Source organism: Kribbella sp. NPDC051586, from assembly GCF_044453965.1.
In the GTDB taxonomy this organism is placed as follows: Bacteria; Actinomycetota; Actinomycetes; order Propionibacteriales; family Kribbellaceae; genus Kribbella.
Genome location: NZ_JBITDF010000004.1, coordinates 1,242,233 through 1,260,942 on the forward strand (window position 1 = coordinate 1,242,233; position 18,710 = coordinate 1,260,942).

General features: G+C 69.3%; 14 protein-coding genes and 1 pseudogene. 7 read left to right on the forward strand and 8 right to left on the reverse strand.

Annotated elements, in window-relative coordinates; genetic code table 11:
* Positions 1–85: 85 nt before the first annotated feature.
* Complete coding sequence (locus ACIA58_RS32835) at positions 86–1,120, reverse strand: TAXI family TRAP transporter solute-binding subunit (protein WP_396407690.1); 1,035 nt, start codon at positions 1,118–1,120, stop codon at positions 86–88.
* Positions 1,121–1,310: 190 nt separating this feature from the next.
* Between ACIA58_RS32835 and ACIA58_RS32840 the strand changes: the two genes are divergently transcribed.
* Positions 1,311–4,325, forward strand: coding sequence for an alpha-mannosidase (locus ACIA58_RS32840; protein ID WP_396407691.1), 3,015 nt, complete (start codon positions 1,311–1,313; stop codon positions 4,323–4,325).
* A 59-nt stretch (positions 4,326–4,384) separates the two neighbouring features.
* On the opposite strand, the pseudogene ACIA58_RS32845 reads toward ACIA58_RS32840, so the two are convergent.
* Positions 4,385–4,927 (reverse strand): annotated as a pseudogene (locus ACIA58_RS32845) (SGNH/GDSL hydrolase family protein); the annotation flags it as partial.
* A 392-nt stretch (positions 4,928–5,319) separates the two neighbouring features.
* On the opposite strand from ACIA58_RS32845, the gene ACIA58_RS32850 reads away from it, so the two are divergent.
* Entirely contained in the window at positions 5,320–6,525 is a 1,206-nt protein-coding gene (locus ACIA58_RS32850; RefSeq protein WP_396407692.1) for a PucR family transcriptional regulator, read from the forward strand.
* A 37-nt stretch (positions 6,526–6,562) separates the two neighbouring features.
* Positions 6,563–7,888, forward strand: a complete 1,326-nt coding sequence (locus ACIA58_RS32855) for a cytochrome P450 (protein ID WP_396407693.1) — start codon at positions 6,563–6,565, stop codon at positions 7,886–7,888.
* Positions 7,889–7,958: 70 nt separating this feature from the next.
* On the opposite strand, the gene ACIA58_RS32860 is transcribed toward ACIA58_RS32855, so the two are convergent.
* Positions 7,959–8,462 (reverse strand): DUF5709 domain-containing protein, encoded by a 504-nt coding sequence (locus tag ACIA58_RS32860; protein WP_396407694.1) that lies wholly within the window; start codon positions 8,460–8,462, stop codon positions 7,959–7,961.
* 48 nt (positions 8,463–8,510) lie between these two features.
* Here ACIA58_RS32860 and ACIA58_RS32865 point away from each other — a divergent pair, with 48 nt between their 5' ends.
* Positions 8,511–9,674 (forward strand): aromatic acid exporter family protein, encoded by a 1,164-nt coding sequence (locus tag ACIA58_RS32865; protein WP_396407695.1) that lies wholly within the window; start codon positions 8,511–8,513, stop codon positions 9,672–9,674.
* Positions 9,675–10,080: 406 nt separating this feature from the next.
* Here ACIA58_RS32865 and ACIA58_RS32870 read toward each other — a convergent pair whose 3' ends face one another.
* Positions 10,081–10,521, reverse strand: coding sequence for an OsmC family protein (locus tag ACIA58_RS32870; RefSeq protein ID WP_396407696.1), 441 nt, complete (start codon positions 10,519–10,521; stop codon positions 10,081–10,083).
* 7 nt (positions 10,522–10,528) lie between these two features.
* On the reverse strand, positions 10,529–11,674 hold the full coding sequence (locus ACIA58_RS32875; RefSeq protein WP_396407697.1) for a phosphatidylinositol-specific phospholipase C1-like protein: 1,146 nt from the start codon (positions 11,672–11,674) through the stop codon (positions 10,529–10,531).
* 92 nt (positions 11,675–11,766) lie between these two features.
* On the opposite strand from ACIA58_RS32875, the gene ACIA58_RS32880 reads away from it, so the two are divergent.
* A complete protein-coding gene (locus tag ACIA58_RS32880) occupies positions 11,767–12,384 on the forward strand; it encodes a TetR/AcrR family transcriptional regulator (RefSeq protein ID WP_396407698.1) in 618 nt (205 codons plus the stop codon).
* A 29-nt stretch (positions 12,385–12,413) separates the two neighbouring features.
* Here ACIA58_RS32880 and ACIA58_RS32885 read toward each other — a convergent pair whose 3' ends face one another.
* Positions 12,414–12,812, reverse strand: coding sequence for a DUF3592 domain-containing protein (locus tag ACIA58_RS32885; protein WP_396407699.1), 399 nt, complete (start codon positions 12,810–12,812; stop codon positions 12,414–12,416).
* Between the two features lie 195 nt (positions 12,813–13,007).
* Positions 13,008–14,873: a DUF5107 domain-containing protein gene (locus ACIA58_RS32890; protein WP_396407700.1), complete on the reverse strand. Its 1,866-nt coding sequence runs from the start codon at positions 14,871–14,873 to the stop codon at positions 13,008–13,010.
* 136 nt (positions 14,874–15,009) lie between these two features.
* Here ACIA58_RS32890 and ACIA58_RS32895 point away from each other — a divergent pair, with 136 nt between their 5' ends.
* Complete coding sequence (locus ACIA58_RS32895; protein WP_396407701.1) at positions 15,010–16,665, forward strand: FAD-binding dehydrogenase; 1,656 nt, start codon at positions 15,010–15,012, stop codon at positions 16,663–16,665.
* Complete coding sequence (locus ACIA58_RS32900; protein ID WP_396407702.1) at positions 16,662–17,759, forward strand: tannase/feruloyl esterase family alpha/beta hydrolase; 1,098 nt, start codon at positions 16,662–16,664, stop codon at positions 17,757–17,759. Before ACIA58_RS32895 ends, ACIA58_RS32900 begins: the two co-directional genes overlap by 4 nt.
* Here ACIA58_RS32900 and ACIA58_RS32905 read toward each other — a convergent pair.
* On the reverse strand, positions 17,743–18,663 hold the full coding sequence (locus ACIA58_RS32905) for a serine protein kinase RIO (protein ID WP_396407703.1): 921 nt from the start codon (positions 18,661–18,663) through the stop codon (positions 17,743–17,745). The genes ACIA58_RS32900 and ACIA58_RS32905 overlap by 17 nt on opposite strands.
* Positions 18,664–18,710 lie beyond the last annotated feature (47 nt).

Here is an 18,710-nt window from a genome sequence, read left to right on the forward strand (position 1 = left end):
CCCGTCTTACAACAGCAGGCAACCCCCAACACCAGGGGATAACCCCTCCCGCGACCGGACGGGGACCGGGGTCCCCGGGGGTGGCTCAGATGTGGTTCTGCCGGTACCAGCGTTCGGCGGCGGGATGGAGGGGGACCGGCATGGTGGAGATCGCCGAGCGGGGGTCGAGGGCGCCGGCCTCCGGGTGATCCTTGATCAGGTCGTTCTGGCGGCGGAACAAGGTGTTGACCGTCCACCAGGCCCACGAGTCGGACAGGTTCGGCCTGGCGATCAGGTAGTTCGGAACCGACAGCGTCGGCACCGAACTGGCCAGTCCGTACTGCGAGGGCGGGATCGAGGAGACCACGAAGCCGCCGAACTCCTGCAGCGCGATCGTCTCGGCCACCTTGCCGATGTTCAGCAGCCGGAAGCCGAGGGTGGCCTGCAGCGCCGCGATCGGCGCAGTCGGTACGCCGCCGCTCCAGATGAACGCGTCGATCGCGCCCCGCTTGGCGCCGTTCTGCGGCACCAGTGCGGCGACCGATTGCTCCAGCGTCATGTTCACGCGCTTCACGTCGACGCCCGCGACGTTCAGGATCATGTCGGCGATGACCTGTGTCCCGGAGTTCTTCGGCCCGACGCTGACGACCATCTTCTGGTTGGGGGCGTTCTTGGCCGGATTCAGGTCGGTCAGCTCCTTGGCCTTCGAGGCCATCGGCACGACCACGTGCACGTAGTTGTCGTACACCCGGGCCAGCGCGGTGAACCGCAGCGGGCCCTTGAACTCACCGGTGCCCTCGTACGCCGCGAGCGCCGAGTCCGACGTACAGAAACCGAGGTCGGCGTGGCCGCTGGAGACCTTCATCAGGTTGTCCACCGACCCGTCGCTCACCAGCGGCTTCAGCTCCATGCCGGTGACCTCGCTGACGAGCGAGCTGAGCGCCGTACCGAAGACGTTGTAGACGCCGCCGGGGTTGCCGGTCACGAACGTTCCTGCCGCGGCGGGCGCGGGCTCGTCCGCGCGGCCGCGCGAGCAGCCGGGCACGACCAGCGCCGACGCGGCGGCGGCACCGAGGCCGAGCACACTGCGTCGAGTCATCCCAGTCGGCCGGGCAGGGGTCAGCAGGCGGGGGCGATCCATGCAGACAACCTAGACAACAACCGGGCCTCCGGGGTAGCCGTGTGCGCGGCCGCAACCGAACCGCTACCGACAGGTAATCGCACAAAGCTGTGCGGAACTGCGTCTGGACGGGCCAGGGGTAGGTGTGACAGCGTTGTCATCCGTGCGGCCGTCGCGGCCGCGTGAGGATCCTTCCCCGGAGGCTGATTTCGTGCACGACGACCGTCAACTCATCGAGGAGCGGCTCAGGCGCGCCCTGCGGGAGCGGCTCCGCCCCGCGATCTACGGCGCGGCGGTCCCGCTGGACATCGAGGTGTGGCACGCACCCGGTGAGCCCGTGTCCCCCGCCGAAGCGCTGGCGCAGACCTACGAGAAGGCCGAGCTCGGCCTGCCGTGGGGTCCGGCCTGGGGTACCGCGTGGTTCAAGTTCAGCGGCCAGGTACCGGCCGAATGGGCCGGCAGCGAGATCGAGGCAGTCATCGACCTCGGCTTCAGCGGCGGCCCCGGGTTCTCCGCCGAGGGCCTGGTGCACACCACCTCCGGCAAGCCACTGAAGGGCCTGCACCCGCGGCAGACCTATGCTCCGCTGTCGATCCTCGGCCCCGACGGTACGGCGGCCTCGGCCGGCGACCGCATCGAGTTCTACGTCGAGGGCGCCGCCAACCCGGAGATCCCGCTCGACAACGCCTACGCGAAGGTCGACATCGGCGCCAAGCTCGGCGACCACCCGATCTACCAGCTCGCCCGCGCCGACCTGGCCGTGTTCAACGCCGAGGTGTGGGACCTGATCCTCGACCTCGAGGCGCTGGACAGCCTGCAGAAGGAACTGTCCGCCCAGGAGCCCCGCCGGCGCGAGATCCTGCGCGCGCTGAGCCGGGCGCTGGACGTCCTGGACTACGAGGACGTCGCCGGCACCGCCGCGGACGCCCGCGCCCAGCTGACCGACGTACTCAGCCGGCCGGCGCACGCGAGCGCGCACCAGCTGTCCGCTGTCGGGCACGCACACATCGACTCCGCGTGGCTCTGGCCGCTGCGCGAGACTCGGCGCAAGGTGGCCCGGACGGTCTCGAACGTCGCCACCCTCGCCGAGGAGTACCCGGAGCTGGTCTTCGCGTTCTCGCAGGCCCAGCAGCACGCGTGGGTCAAGGACAACTACCCGGAGGTGTGGGAGCGGCTGAAGAAGGCCGTTGCCGAGGGCACCATCGTTCCGGTCGGCGGCATGTGGGTCGAGTCCGACACCAACCTGCCCGGCGGCGAGGCGCTGGCCCGGCAGTTCGTGCACGGCAAGCGGTTCTTCCTGGACGAGTACGGCATCGACACCCAGGAGGTCTGGCTGCCGGACTCGTTCGGCTACACCGCGGCGCTGCCGCAGCTGGTGAAGCTGTCCGGCTCGAAGTGGTTCCTGACCCAGAAGATCTCCTGGAACAAGGAGAACAAGTTCCCGCACCACACCTTCTGGTGGGAGGGCCTGGACGGGTCCCGGGTCTTCACCCACTTCCCGCCGATCGACACCTACAACTCCGACCTGTCCGGGCGCGAGCTCGCGCACGCGCAGCGGAACTTCCAGGAGAACGGCGCCGCGACCCGCTCGCTGGTTCCGTTCGGGTACGGCGACGGCGGTGGCGGCCCCACCCGTGAGTTCGTCGCGACCGCGCGCCGGGTGGCGGACCTGGAGTCCTCGCCGAAGGTGACGATCGAGTCCCCGACCGAGTTCTTCGCCGCGGCCGAGGAGGAGTACAGCGAGCACGCGCCGGTCTGGTCCGGAGAGCTCTACCTGGAGATCCACCGGGCGACGTACACCTCGCAGGCCAAGACCAAGCAGGGCAACCGGCGTACCGAGCACCTGCTCCGCGAGGCCGAGCTGTGGTCCACCGCGGCCGTCGTCGCGGGCAAGCTCGACACCTACCCGTACGAGGACCTGGACCGGTTGTGGAAGGTGGCGCTGCTGCACCAGTTCCACGACATCCTGCCGGGGTCGTCGATCTCGTGGGTGCACCGCGAGGCCGAGCGGACCTACGCGAAGATCGCCGACGAACTGGACGCGATCATCTCCCGCGCGCAGCAGGCTTTGGCCGGCCAGGGTGACGAGCAGATCGTCTTCAACGCCGCGCCACACGGCCGCCACGGCGTCGCCGGCCTCGGCGCGGGCGTCGCCACCACCGCGGGCCGGGCGGTCACCGTCGAGAACGGCGTGATCGACAACGGCCTGATCCGGGTCACGATCGACGAGCGCGGTCTGATCACCTCGCTGTACGACGTCGAGGCGGACCGCGAGGTCATCGCACCCGGTGCCGTGGGCAACCTTCTCCAGCTGCACGTGGACACCCCGAACCACTGGGACGCGTGGGACGTCGACTCGTTCTACAAGAACAACGTCCGCGATGTGACCGAGGTCGACAGCGTCGACTTCAGCACCGCCGACGACGAGGCCGTCGTCGTCGTGAATCGCTCGTTCGGCCGGTCCACCGTCACCCAGACGCTGCGGGTCCGCCCGGGCACCAAGCGGGTCGACATCGAGACCGAGATGGACTGGCACGAGACCGAGAAGTTCCTGAAGGCGGCGTACCCGGTCGACGTGCACGCGGACCGGTCGGCGTCGGAGACGCAGTTCGGGCACATCTTCCGGCCGACCCACCAGAACACCTCCTGGGACGCGGCGAAGTTCGAGATCGCGGCGCACCGCTGGGTGCACGTCGGCGAGCCCGGGTACGGCGTTGCCGTGGTCAACGACTCGACGTACGGCCATGACATCAACCGCACCGCGCGTGCGGACGGTGGCACGACGACCACGATCCGGACGTCGCTGATCCGTGCGCCGCGCTTCCCCGACCCGAAGACCGATCAGGGCGTGCACGTCGTGAACCACGCGCTCGTCGTCGGCGCGGGGATCCCGGAGGCGATCGAGGAGGGCTACGCGATCAACCTCCCCGAGCGCGTTGTCAGCGGCACCGACGGCGTCGAGCCGATCGTTGCCCTGGACAACGACAGTGTGATCGTCGAGGCGCTGAAGCTCGCCGATGACCAGTCCGGCGACGTGATCGTCCGCCTCTACGAATCCACCGGCGGCCGCTCGCGCGCCACCATCACCCCGTCCTTCCAGGCGGCGTCCGCCACCGAGGTGGACCTCCTCGAACGCCACCTCGCCGACCGGGACCTGACCGAAGCCGGAGTCGCCCTCGACCTCCGCCCCTTCCAGATCCTGACGCTGCGCTTCAAGCGTTCCTGATTCCCCCACCCCCGAAGGCCCGCCCGTCGACCAGACAGGCGGGCCTTCGGTTTTGCAGGTCAGTGGGCTGCGGCGGCAACCAGTTGGGCGAAGGCTGCCATGCCTTTGGCGCTGGGGTGTAGCGGGGCGGCCGCTGAGGTGGGGACCAGGCCTTCGAGCCACCGTTGGCTGATGGGGGCGCAGGCGTCGTGGTTGATGCTGGGGGTCCGGAGGTCGACGTAGTGGGCTCCGTGGGCGGCGGCCTCGGTCGCGAGCATGTTGTTCAGGCGGTCGATGGTCGCCTGGAGGTAGTTGGCGTCCACGGGCCAGACCGGGATGACCGGGTAGCACCCGTTCGGTCGGACGTAGGTGCCGTAGCCGGTGACAAGGATGCGGGCGTTCGGCGCGAGTTGGCGGATCCGGTCCAGGGCCTGGCCGAAGGGCGCCGCCGTCGCGGCGATGCGGGCCGCGAGTTGGTCCTGACCGCCGGCGGTGAAGCGGGCCTTGCACGAGGCTCCTGCGGGCGGTGGCAGCAGGTTGATGCAGCTCAGCGCCGCGGCCACGAGTCCGGTGTCGTTCCCTCCGATGGCGACCGTCACCAGATCGGTCGTCGGCTTCAGAGCGTCGTACTGCGGGGGCCTCGAACCCGAACTGGTTCCCGCTGAAGTCCGGGATGACCGCCCCCGAGCAGGTCACGTCCTTCAACTGCGCGCCCAACTGCTGCGCCGCGACGTGCGGATAGTTGAGTCCCGACCGCAGACACGGCAGGTCGACCTGCGGCGGGATCAGCGGCCCGGCAGCCGACGAGTCGCCGAGCGCGACGTACTCGAGCGGACCGTCGGCCCGCGCCACCGCCGGACCGGTCACGAGCCCGGCCAGCAGTACGCCGACCGCCAGCAGACCTGTTCGCCTCATCGCCATCACCCTTCGTCGCGGATCGTTCACTACCCTTGGGTAGTAATGTTCGACCCCAAAGCGCCCGCCGGTCGCTAGGGCGAGACCCAGACTTCGAGGGGTGATCGTTGTGACAGATCACAACGAGCTGCGCGCCGGCGGCGTACCCGTGCACGAGATCCTGCGCACCGATCTCGGCCGGCTGGTCGACGACGTACTGCGCCGGCTGGTGGCGGACATCCCGCTCTACGCCCAGCTCCCCGACGAGGAACTGCAGGGCGACATCCGCCGGATCACCGAGCGGACCTTGCGTGCGTTCGCCGAGACGTTCCGCACCGGCGTCGTACCGACCGGCGAAGCGCTCGACCCGCTGCGGGAGTCGGCCACCCGTCGCGCCGAGGAGGGCGTCCCGCTGGAGGCGCTCCTCGCGGCGTACCACCTCGGCGGCAGGGTCTGCGCGGATCACGTCGCGGCCAGATTCCAGCCGGACGAGCTCGGTGATGCGATCGCGCTCAACAGGCTGATCCTGGACTTCCTCCAACGGGTGACCGCGGTGGTGTCGGCCAGCTACTTCGAGGAGCGGCAATCGATCGTCGGCGAGGACCAGGCGAGCCGGCAGTCCGTCTTCGCGGCGCTCCTCGAGGGCCGCCCCGTCGACGAGTCCGCCGGGCGAGGCCTGCGGTTGCCGGCGCAGTACGTCGTCCTCGGCCTGACGGCCGGGTCCCACCCGGACGAGAGCCGGCCCGGCGTGGACAGCGCGATTGTTGCCCGCCGCAAGCTCCGGCGGATCCGGGTGGAGCTGGACCGCATCCCCGGCAGCATGTCCGGCCTGGGTCCCGACGGCGGAATCGCCTTGCTCCCTGGACCGCATTCGATCGAGCTCGGCGGGCTCCGGGACAGGCTGAGCCGGGCCGCCGGTGTCGACATCACCCTCGCCACCACGAGCGTCGTACCAGGCGAGGTTCCCGCCGGAGTGGCCTTGGTACGTGACCTGCTGGACGTCGTGCGGGTCCATGCCAGACCGCCCGGTGTCTACGAGCTGGACGATCTGTTGCTCGAGTACCAGCTGGGCCGACCAGGTCCGGCGCGCGATCGCCTGGCAGAGATGCTCATGCCGTTGGCGGACAGGGACGTCCTGATGGCGACCCTCAGGTCCTACCTGGGCAATGCGCGCAACCGCCGGCAGACCGCCGCCGACCTGCACGTCCACGCGAACACCGTCGACTATCGCCTCCGGCAGGTCGGCCGGTTGACCGGGCTCGATCCGGTCCGCGACGACCAGCTGCCCCGGATCGTCGCAGCCCTTGTCGCGTTCGACGCCCAGTGATCGGCGACTGTTCACCCGCCTGACGTAGCGTGAAGTCATGGCTCCGACACCCTTGCTCGGTTCCCGGACCCTCGACCGGCAGACCAGGCGCACGCTGCCACCCGGTCCGAAACTCCCGACGCTGGTCCAGACCGTGCTGTTCGCGAGTCACCGCCGGACGTTCTTCCCGCGGATGCGGGCGAAGTACGGCGACGTGTTCACGATCCGCCTGGTGCCGTCGAGCCGCGTCTGCGTCGTACTGAGCCGCCCGGACCACATCCGCGAGGTGTTCGGCAGCCCGCCCGCGGTGATGCACGCCGGCGAGGGGAACACGGTGCTCGAGCCGATCATGGGCTCGCACTCGTTGCTGCTGCTCGACGACGAGGACCACGTCCGGATGCGCAAGCAGCTGATGCCGGCGTTCTCCGGCGCCGCGCTGCGCGGGTACGCCGCGATGGTGCTGGAGCTCGCCCGGGCCGAGGTCGCGAAGTGGCCGGTGGACAAGCCGTTCAAGGTGCACCAACGGATGCGGAACCTGACGCTCGAGATCATCCTGCAGGTGATCTTCGGGGTCACCGACATCGACCGGCTCAACACGCTGCGCCCGCTGCTGGACAAGATCGTGTCGGTGTCGCCCGTCATCATGCTGGGCGGCTTCTACCCGCCGCTGCTGCGGGTCCGGCCGTGGAAGACCTACCTGGACACGCAGCGCAAGGTCGACGAGATCCTGTCCGACGAGATCGCCAAGCGCCGCGAGACGTTTGCCGGGCGCAACGACGTACTCTCGCGTCTGCTTGCCGCGGGCAACTGGTCCGACGTCGAGCTTCGGGATCAGCTGGTGACGTTGCTGCTGGCCGGCCACGAGACGACGGCGACGGCGCTGGCGTGGGCGTTCCACGAGCTGGCGCGGCGGCCCGAGGACCTCGCGTTCGGGCAGCGGGCCGCGGATGCCGGCGCGGACAACGAACTGGAAGCGATCGTCAAGGAGGCGCTGCGGCTCCATCCGGTCGTGTACCAGGTCGGCCGCCGGCTCACCGAGACCACCGACATCGCCGGCTACCGCCTGCCTCGCGGTACGACGATCATGGCCGCGATCGGACTGGTCCACCGCGACGGCGAGCACTTCCCGATGCCGATGGACTTCCGGCCGCAACGGTTCCTGTCCGACGATCCGCCGGCGCCCGGCACCTGGATGCCCTTCGGCGGCGGCGCCCGCCGCTGCATCGGCGCGGGCTTCTCCCTGATGGAAGGCACCGAGATCCTCCGCGCGGCCCTGACCGCCTACAACTTCCAGGCCCCGCACCCCAAGCCCGAACCACCCCAGGCCAAGAACGTCACCCTCGTCCCCCGCCACGGCTCGGTGGTCAGCGTCACCCGGCGCTAGCTCACTGGCGGGTTATGTCGTCGATGGCACGTAGTACGCCGTCATCGGTGAAATAACCCGCCGGCGGAACTCAGTCCTCGGAGTCGCCGACGTCGCCCAGGTCGACGTTGCGGTAGGACTCGAGGTTTTCTTCGTCGTCGTCGTCGAGTTCGAAGTTGTCCTCGTCGTCGACGACGTGGACGGCTGCCTCCTCGGCTCCGGCGGCGGCGCCGTCGATGCCGACGTCCTCGGCGAACAGCTCATCGTCGTCGTCACCGCGCGAGCCCTCGTCGGTGGCGACCAGGCGGCCGGAGCGCCGTACGCCGACCTCGGGGCCGCCGACCTCCTCGCCGTCCTCGGCGTACGGGTCGGAGTCCGGGACCTCCTGGGTGAGCCGCTGGTCCAGCGTCTCGCCCTGCAGCGCCTCGTCGGCGGTCGTACCGAATCCTTCGCCCGCGGACCACTTCTCCGGCGGCGAGTACCCCTCGTCGAGCAGATCGTCGACACCCCGGTCGTTCAGGGTGTCCTCCTTCTGCAGCTGATCCTCGTCGTCTACGGAGTAGCTGCCGTAGTCCTCACGGTTGTTGTCACTCATGGCCCAACCTTGGCGCGTCGCGGGCCGTGGAATCAAGCTCGACGCAGAATGGGGCAGGTGGATCCGGTCAGGCTGACGTTGGACCAGTTGCGGGAGCTGCGCGACGATATCGCGCCGCGGGCCGCCCAGCGGTCGCGGGCCTCGATCGACCGGCGGATCGAACGCTGGCGCAGCAGGGCCTTCTTCATCGCCCAGTGCGCGCTCGCTGCCGGAGTCGCCTGGGCGCTCGGCCGGTACGTCCTCGGCCACAAGGCGCCCTTCTTCGCGCCGGTCGCGGCGATGGTGTGCCTCGGATTCAGCTTCGGCCAGCGGCTGCGGCGGGTGGCCGAGCTGATGGTCGGCGTGGCGGTCGGAGTCGGCGTCGGCGACCTGTTCGTCCGCGTGTTCGGCACCGGCGTGGTGCAGATCGTCTTCGTGATCGCGCTCGCGATGAGCGTCGCCGTGCTGCTTGGCGCGGGCAATCTGATGACTACGCAGGCCGGCGTCCAGGCCGCGATCGTCACCACCCTGCTGCCGAACCCGGGCGCCGGGTTCAGCCGCTGGCTCGACGCGGTCCTCGGCGGCCTCGTCGCGCTGGCCGCTGCCACGATCGCCCCGGCCGCCGCGATCAGGCGACCGCGGCAACAGGCTGCCGGCGTACTGAGTGAGCTGGCCGAGATCCTGATCGAGACCGCGGACGGCCTCCGCGCCCGTGACGAGGACGCCGTCACCGATGCGCTGCGCCGCGCCCGGGCGAGCGAGTCCCGGCTCGACGACCTGCGCAGCGCCGCCGACGAGGGGGTCGCCGTCGTCCGGCTGTCCCCGTTCCGGCGCCGGCACCGCGGCCGCGTCCAGGAGATCGCCGATCTCGTCGTACCGCTGGATCGCGCGATCCGGAACATCCGGGTCCTGGTACGGCGATGCGCCGTCTCCGTCTGGCGGGACGAAGCCATGCCCGCGGAGTACCCGATGCTGCTCGAGCGCCTCGCCGACGGCACCCGGCTGATCGGCGAGTCCCTCTTCGAGCCGGCCGCCGACGTCGCGGCGCACCGCGTCCTGGGCGAGCTCGGCCGCCGGACCGCGGTGATGCCGCTCCCGAGCGGCCTGTCCGCGGTCGTCGTCCTCGGTCAGCTCCGGTCCACGATCGTCGACCTGCTCGAGCTCACCGGCACGTCGTACGACGACGCCCGCAAGCTCGTCCCGCTGCGCCTGGACGGGCTCGACGAGAAGTAGCCGCCTCCTACGTGGTCCAGGTCACATCGCGGATTCCCGTCATACCTGCGCACCTGGTGCGTCTCACTGGCATGACGATCCACCGACTGATGACCACGATGGCCAACGAGCAGGTCCGTGAGCTCGAGGACCTGCTGGCGGTCGACGAGCAGACCACCGACGACCGGAGCGACGCCGCCGCCGAGCAGTAAGGCGCGAACCGGACGAACGGATCCCGGCGGCGCGCCGAACGGTCCTGCCCACCGAGCTGGACCGCACGGAAGTCGCACCAACGCAGAGGCGCCCAGTGCGAGGCGCCGCCGGATCCGTTTCCGGTGCACCACCACAGAGGTGCACCCAAAACCACCCGCCGACCGTCCTGACGCCGTTTGCGCGAGGCTCAGGCCGGTCCGGCGGGTGGTTTTTGTCAGGCGACGGTGATCTTGGTGGTTACCGAGTTTGCGATGAAGCATTCCTGGTGGGACAGGTGGTGGATCTTCTCGATCGTCGCCGCGTCCGGGGTGTCGCCGCCCCAGACGATCTTCGGGTGCAGCGTCACTTCGGTGATCGCCAGCCGGCCGGCCGCGTTCGGGGCCATCACGCCGACCGCGTGGTCGTCGTACGCGTCCACCACCAGGCGCTTGCGGGCCGCGATCGACAAGAAGGTCAGCATGTGGCAGGACGACAGCGCCGCCACGAACGCCTCCTCCGGGTCGACCGGGCCCGGGTTCCCCAGGTACTTCGGGTTCGCGGAGCCGGGGACCGTGATGCCGCCGTCGAAGCGCCACTCGTGGTCGCGGTTGTAGCTGTCGTAGGCGAAGTCGTACTCACCGCGGCTCCAGCTCACATCGACCACATGCTCCGACATGTTCAGCTCACCCTTCCGAGACAGCCGTCTTCGCGGTTGCGGTGACGGGATTGCATCGTACGGGAGTGTGTCCCGGCAGCTTCGCGACGAAGTCGCTGTCGTAGCGAGCGGCCATGCCGGCGACCGGGAAGTCCGTCGTCACCCACTGCGCGCCACTGGCCAGCGCGATCCCGAGCCGGGTGTAGTCCTTGTCGCGGATCGTCGCCATCGGCTCGTCCGAACGGGTCCGTACCAGGTAGCCCTTGCGTACCAGCCGCTGGATCCCGGCCTGGTTCGCGCCGCGCGGGTCGTTCACCTCGGTGACGGCCGCGTCCGGAGCGCCCTCCGGCCCGCGGGTGAAGACCGCCCGGCCTTCCAGGTTCGGCTTGCCGGCGGTGTAGGTGTCGCGGATCTCGCCGGGTCCGCCGTTGTCGAAGTAGAACATCACCTGGCCGCGGACGTTGTTCAGCTTCGGCCAGCCCTTCGTCAGCACGGACTGCTCGAGGGTCAGGCCGGGTTTGCGTACGTCGTCCGGCGTGAGGATCTCGTTCTCCTTGAACACCGAGCGGATCTCGGTGTCGACGCTGTCCAGGTTGCCGGCGTCCCACGGCGGCGCCACGACCCCGCCGGCGGCGACGACGTTCGGGTCGGACTGCTTCAGCTCGAGGTTGATCGCGATCGGCACGTGGCTCGGGTGCGCGTCGGACCAGGTCTTCACCTGCTGCAGGCAGACCACGAAGGTGTCGCAGTTGGTGTTGTAGTCGAAGTCCGGGATGTGCATGACCTTGATCCCGGGCTTGGCCATCGCCGGGTCGGTCAGCGGTCCCTGGCCGGTCAGCTTCCGGATCAGCGGGTAGGTGTACAGGCCGCCCTGCGGGTCCGGGAACAGGTCCAGCTCCAGCGAGCGGACGTTCTGGTCCTCCAGCTGCTGGGAGATCGGGGCGTGCGAGTACCACAGATCCACCGAGCCGGCGTTCTGCTGCTGCTGGACCTTCTGCTCGTTCGGGCTGAGCTCCCGGTGGTACGAGTTGTGCGACCCGACCACCTGCATCTGGTTCAGCCGCAGGCTGTCGCCGCCGTGCGAGTCGTGCTTGGTGACCGCCGTACCGGCGACCCCGGACGCGGCGAGTGCCACCGAAGCCAGGCCGGCCACCGCGGTTCTGCTGATGCGCATGCGAAAACGTCCCCTCCGTCGACTGCGATTGAGGGCAATCTGTCACAGGAAGGTGGCAACGTTGTCCCCCCTGAAGATGGACAATGAGCGACATGGTGACTTCGGGGGCGTATCCGCTCCGCCGTACGCCGACCCAGGACCGGGCCAGCCGGCAGGTCGAGCGGATCCTGGACGCGGCCTGTGCCGAGGTGGTCGAGCGCGGGTACGACGCGGCGTCGACGAGCGGGATCGCGAAACGGGCCGAGATCGCGGTCGGCAGCGTGTACCGGTACTTCCCGGACAAGCGCAGCCTGATCCAGGCGATCGAGCGGCGGAACCAGGCCCGCTACACCGAGGCGGTCAGCGAGCGGCTGGCCGACGTGTCGAGCTGGCGGGCGGCGGTCGACGTCACGCTGGACACGTTCCGGGAGATGCACCGGACCGATCCGGGGTTCAGGGCGGTCGTGCTGAGCGGGCTCGGCGATCCGGAGCTGGAATCGAAGCCTGGCGAGTTCGACGATCAGCACGCCGGTGAGTTCGCGGAGCTGCTCGCGGCGCGGTTCGGTGCGCGGGACTCCCGCGACTTCCGCCTGGCGGTCACGCTCAGCATCGCGATGGGCGAATCGCTGGCACATCTGGCCGATCGGCTGTCCGCGGACGAAGCGGAGTACGTCCTGGAGCGGGGCCGGCCGGTGCTGTACGACCTGCTCGCCCCTCATCTACCTGCTTGAGCCGGGGGTGGCTCAAGCAGGATGAACGGTCAGGCGGCCCGGGCCGCGGTGGGCAGCCCCAGGGCCGGCCAGTGGCTGACCCGGCCGGCCAGCCGGGCCCGGCGGGGAGTCCGGACGTCGTACGCGACGATCACCCGGTCACCCTTGGCGTAAGTAATCCTGCTCCCGACCGGGAACTTGCGAGCGACCTCGTACGGTCCCTCACCCCGGCGGGTGTAGTACTCGACGATGACCTCGGTGTAGATCGCCGGGGCACCGCTCGGCAGTTGGCCGCGGACCGGGCCACGCACCCGGATCACTCGTCCCGCGGTCTTTTCCTCTGTGCCGGTGGGTTCGTCCCGCCGGATTCCGGCCAGGACTTCGGTCACGATGAAGGCTGCAACCACCAGCACCAGGCCGAACCCACCTAGTACAACGATCGTCAACATGGCACTCACCCCCGACGCGCCGCCCGCGAGCGACGCGGTCGTTGTTGTCGTTCCTGCCTCGCGCGGCCCTTGCCGCACACCGGTGAGACGCCACCGGATTCCACTTGGTTCCAGGTAAGTACAAATTCTTTTCTACAGCATCATGGTAGAGCCCGGTGGAGCGGTGTTGCTAGAGGTAGAGTTGACCTGAAGTTGTCAGTTTCCGCCCATACCGAACTGGTACTGCGGGGGTACGGGCCGCTGCGTGCCGAGCGCCTCCTCGGCGGCGAGCCAGTATTCGGTGAGCGGATTCGCACCCTCACGGACCGTGGCCAGCTGGATACCTGCGGCCAGCAACTCGTGCGCCGCCGCCGGGTCGCCCGTCTCGAGAGCGTGCCTGACCCGCAGCAGCTGGATGCGTGGGTCGTCCGGAGCGTGCTCGAGCATGCGTTCCGCCCGCGCGACGTCGGAGTCGAGCGCTGCGGAGACCGCCTCCACGACCAACGGCGCCAGGTCGGGCAGCAGCTCGACCGCGCGTTCGTAGTACGAGAGGTCGCCCGTGACCACACCGAGGTTGCGCAGCGCCCAGGCGTTGTCGCCGGACTGCTGCCACGCCTCGACCGCGCCGTCGACATCACCGTAGTAGTGCCGCGCCACGCCCCGGTGGTACCAGACCAGCCAGTTGTCCTCGGCCGCCTCGAGCAGCTCCCGCCACGCCACCAACGTCCCATCCGGTACGCCGTCGCTCGCCGGCAGCTGCCCCTCGAGGAGCGGCAGCCATGCCTGCTCGCGAGGCGTCATGGTGTCGAACGGTGTACCCGCCGACACCTCCCAACCCGTCCGGGCCAACTCCAACGCTCCCCACCCGGACCCCATCGCGAGCCGCTCTACCGGCGCCGCGTTCACGGCCCCCAGCCAGGCCGCCTCGCGCCCGGCCAACCCGTCGAGCACCAGCTCCAACGCGGCAGCACCAGCCGTCCGCGCCGTCTTCCAGTCCTGGGAATGTGCAGCACCGGGATCCATCGAGAGACGTCCGTACGCCTCCATCCAGTGCCACTGAGCGCGCGCGGGCATCTTCAGGTGCTCCATCTGCGTCCGCGCCAGCCCCGCCTGAATCTCGGCGTACCCATCGCCCTCGAGCCCCGGCGACAACCACTCCTGCCACCGCTGCCCGCCGTCGCCCTGCCCCCAGACGAACAGCTTCCGCCCCTGCAACCGCTCGGTCGACGCCTGCACCAGTCCGGCACCGGTGTCGTCGAGGGACGCGATCCACGAGCCCTCCTCGGCAAGCGGTTCGAAGAAGTAGTCGACTGCGCGCGGATGCCGCATCGGATAGGTCAGATCCGTCTTCACGTCGATCAGATCGAGCCGGCTCCCGTACCCGAACCGCCAGGCCTGGTCCGCCGGCACCAGGACCCGGGTCCCGGGCGACTGCGGGACCGCGATGTTCGACCACCAGTACGCCGGGACCTCGACGTCGGACGGATTCTGCAGCCGGACTCCGACGTACAGGAACTCGGAGTCGGACGGCAGCCAGAAGTCGAGCTGGGTGACGAGGTTGCGGGTCCGTTCGAGCTCCCACAGCCGGAGGACCGGCGTACCGTCCGGGCCGTCGACACGGGCCGCGTGCATCGGCGCGCAGGTTCCGGTCCAGTGGCCGGTGCTGCCGACGTTCCACTCGACGCCGCCGGCGAACCAGGCGTTGCGCAGGGCAAGGTTCGCCGGCTGGAACACCGGGTTGCGGTAGAGCAGCTCTTCTCCGGTGGCCTTGTGGAGGAGCGAGTACAACCGCCCGCCGAGGCCCGGTAGAACGGTCGCGCGCAGGTGGTCGTTCTCGAGGACGAGCGCCGGCAGGGAGGTCTCGACCAGAGTGCGGTCGTACCCGTCCTGGTTGAGGCACGGCAGCGGGCTGTGCAGACGCCCGTACTCGATGTTCTCCCGCAGCTCGGCCGGCACCTCGGCGAGGTTCTCGACGTGATGCGGCTCGCGCTGCGTCCGGAGCGGTGCGAGTGGGTTCTCAGGTCCGAGCGAGGCGGCGGGAAGGACAAACTCCTGCGCAGAAAGGATCGTCACGTCCAACATTCTTTCAATACTGCGCAGGGCCGTCCATCACCTCAGCACCGGAGGCGGGACGCGCGGAGTGTCCGTCGGCTTATCACTGGGATCACTGGCGAAGTAGCTCCTACGGTTGCATGGGCTTGCGCTATACATGGTCGACATGGACGCTGATGTGATCGTGGTCGGGGCGGGGTTGGCGGGGCTGGCTGCGACTGCGGAGCTGGCCGATGCGGGGCGGAAGGTGCTGCTGCTCGACCAGGAGCCGGAGGCGTCGCTCGGCGGGCAGGCGTTCTGGTCGTTCGGCGGACTGCTGTTCGTCGACTCCCCCGAGCAACGGCGGATGGGGATCAAGGACTCCCGCGAGCTCGCCCTGCAGGACTGGCTCGGTTCGGCCGGGTTCGACCGGCTGGACGACGAGGACAAGTGGGCGCGGCAGTGGGCCGAGGCGTACGTCGACTGGGCCGCCGGCGAGAAGCGTCCGTGGCTGCACGGGCAGGGCGTGCGGTTCTTCCCTGTCGTCGGCTGGGCCGAGCGTGGCGGCTACAACGCCGACGGGCATGGGAATTCGGTGCCGCGCTTCCACATCACCTGGGGCACCGGGCCCGGCTTGGTCGCGCCGTTCGAGCGACGGGTGCGGGAGGCGGTTGCGAAGGGGCTGGTCGAGTTCCGGTTCCGGCATCGGGTCGACGAGCTGACCGTCACCGACGGCGCGGTCGACGGCGTCACGGGCAAGGTGCTCGAGCCCAGCGACGTACCGCGTGGTGTGTCGAGCTCGCGGGTCGAGGTCAGCGACTTCCAGCTGTCGGCTCAGGCCGTGATCGTCACGTCCGGCGGCATCGGCGGCAACCACGACCTGGTCCGGTCGCAGTGGCCGAAGCGGATGGGTGAGCCCCCGAAGCGGATGATCTCCGGCGTACCCGCGCACGTGGACGGCCGGATGCTCGGCATCACCGAGAAGGCCGGCGGCCGGTACGTCAACCGCGACCGGATGTGGCACTACACCGAGGGCATCCAGAACTGGGACCCGATCTGGCCGATGCACGGCATCCGGATCCTGCCCGGCCCGTCGTCGCTGTGGTTCGATGCCACCGGCAAGCGACTGCCGGTGCCGTTGTTCCCGGGCTTCGACACACTCGGGACGCTCGAGCACATCATGACGACCGGGTACGACTACACCTGGTTCGTGCTGACACAGAAGATCATCGAGAAGGAGTTCGCGCTCTCCGGCCAGGAGCAGAATCCGGACCTCACCGGCAAGGACATCAAGGGCGTGCTCGGCCGGGCCCGCGGCGGAGCGACCGCACCGGTCCGGGCGTTCATGGACAACGGCGCCGACTTTGTTGTCCGCAGCAACCTTCCGGACCTGGTCCGCGGCATGAACGACCTGACCGGTGACAACCTGATCGACCTCGACGACCTCGAGCGGCAGATCGTTGCGCGGGACCGGGAGCTGACCAACACCTTCACCAAGGACCTGCAGGTGACCGCGCTGCGCGGCGCCCGCAACTACCGCGGCGACAAGCTGATCCGGGTCGCCGCACCGCACCGGATCCTCGATCCGAAGGCGGGCCCGCTGATCGCCGTACGCCTGAACATCCTGACCCGCAAGTCCCTCGGCGGCCTGCAGACCGACCTGGACTCCCGGGTACTGCGCGACGACGGCGGCCCGATCCCCGGCCTGTACGCGGCCGGCGAGGTCGCCGGCTTCGGCGGCGGCGGCATCCACGGGTACCGCTCCCTCGAGGGCACATTCGTCGGTGGTTGCCTCTTCACCGGCCGTACCGCGGGACGCGCGGCAGCCGAAGCGGTCTCGTGAAGGTCCCGGGCGCGGAGCACGAGGAGCTTGCGCACCTCGACGACCTGACCACGACCGGCACAGTCGCGTCCGGTCACACCAACCCGGCCGACTACGTGGGCGTCACCCACGCCGGGCTGCCGTCGCCGTCAGGCGTTCCGGGGGTCCAGATCGACGGGTACTTCCCGGCCGCCTCGCACACGAACACCAACCACGGCTGGGACCACGATGCCCAGTTCGTCATCCGGCTGCCGCGTGAGTGGAACGGCGGGCTCGTCGTCTCGGGCGCGCCCGGCGTGCGAGCGCAGTACTCGAACGACCTGGCGATCTCGGACTACGTGCTCTCGCTGGGCTACGCGTACGCCGCGACCGACAAGGGCAACACCGGCGTCGAGTTCTACCAGGGCAGCAAGGAGCCGGGCGACGCCCTCGTCGAGTGGAACGAACGCGTGACCGAGCTGGCTCGCGCCGCCCGGGAGACCGTCGAGCAGCACTACGGGCAGCCGGCCGACGAGGTGATCGCCGCCGGGGCGTCGAACGGCGGCTATCTGGTCCGCTGGCAACTCGAGAACCACCCCGAGCTCTACACCCGCGGCGTCGACCTGGAGGGCACCCTGTGGTCGGCCGACGGCCCGAACCCGTTCATGTCATTGCCTCAGGCAATCAAAGGCTACGAGCAGCGGTCACCCGAGCTGATCGTCGCCGCCGGCTTCGACCCGGCGTCGGACTTCCTGTGGGAGTTCCACTACACGGTCTACTGGAAGCTCACCCAGCGCATCTACACCGCCGCGCTCGATCCGTCGTACAACGGCAGCGACGTGGACTACGACTACACCCAGCGGCCCGACGCGCGCGCGGCACTCGAGCGCGTCACGCTGACCGGCAACATCGGTCGGCCGCTGGTGACGATCCACGGCACGTACGACTGCCTGCTGCCGATCGCCCACCACTCCGACGCGTACGCCGAACTGGTCCGCCGGGCAGGCCGATCGGACCTGCACACCTACCACCGGATCGAGGCGGGCAATCATCTCGACGGTCTCGTCGATGCCCACCCCGACCGGTTGGTGCCGCTGGTTCCGTTGCTGCGGGCGGCGATCAGAACACCATCGTGAGCAGATCGGCGAACAGCTCCTGGTCGTCGATCTCGAGCCCGCGGCTGGTGAACCACGTCGCCATGTTGTGGCAGTCGCGCATCAGGAAGTCCATGCCCTTGGGGTTTCCGACGACGTCGATCACCTGGGGCAGGTCGATCATGACGATCCGCTCCCCCTGGGCCAGGACGTTGTAGGGCGACAGGTCACCGTGCGCCAGCCCGGCCCGGGCCAGCTCACGCATACCGTGGCGGACCTGCTCGAAGTACTGACCGAGCAGATCCTTCGACGGCCGGACCTGGGCGAGCCGTGGCGCTGCGCCGCCTTCACCGTCGTCGATGAACTCCATCAGCAGCTCGGTGCCGTCCACCTGGACGGGGTACGGCACCGGGACACCGGCCTTCCACAACTGGCACAGCGCACCCCACTCCGCGCCGGCCCATTGCCCGGCCGCGACGTTACGGCCATGCGCGGTCTTCTTCTGCATGGCCCGGCTGTCGCGGCTGTTGCGGATCCGGCGCCCTTCGACGTACGCCGCACTGCGGTGGAAGGACCGGTGCTCCTCGGTGCGGTACCGCTTGGCGGCCATCAGCACCGATCGGCCCGGGTTGTCGCCGATGGCTTCGACGGACCGTTCGAGCAGGAAGACGTCGGCTTCCTTACCGGTTTTGAGGACGCCGAGCTCGGTGTCGATCGCAGCCTGTTCCGTCACAACCCACGAGGGGCGTGGTTCCGGGCCGCGAGAACCGCGCTCGACGTCCAGCCAGGTGGACCACCGCTGATCCGGCTCGAGCTCCTCGTCGACCGAATGGAACTTGAAGACGAAGGCGTCAGCCGGATCGGGTTGGGACTCGTCGCTGGTGATCTCGGCCCAGCGGGAGTCGAAGTCGGGAAAGTTACCTGATACTGCGTACTCGGAAGACAACTGAGGTGCTCCTGAACCTAGAGATGGAACTGATGCGGACATGCCGC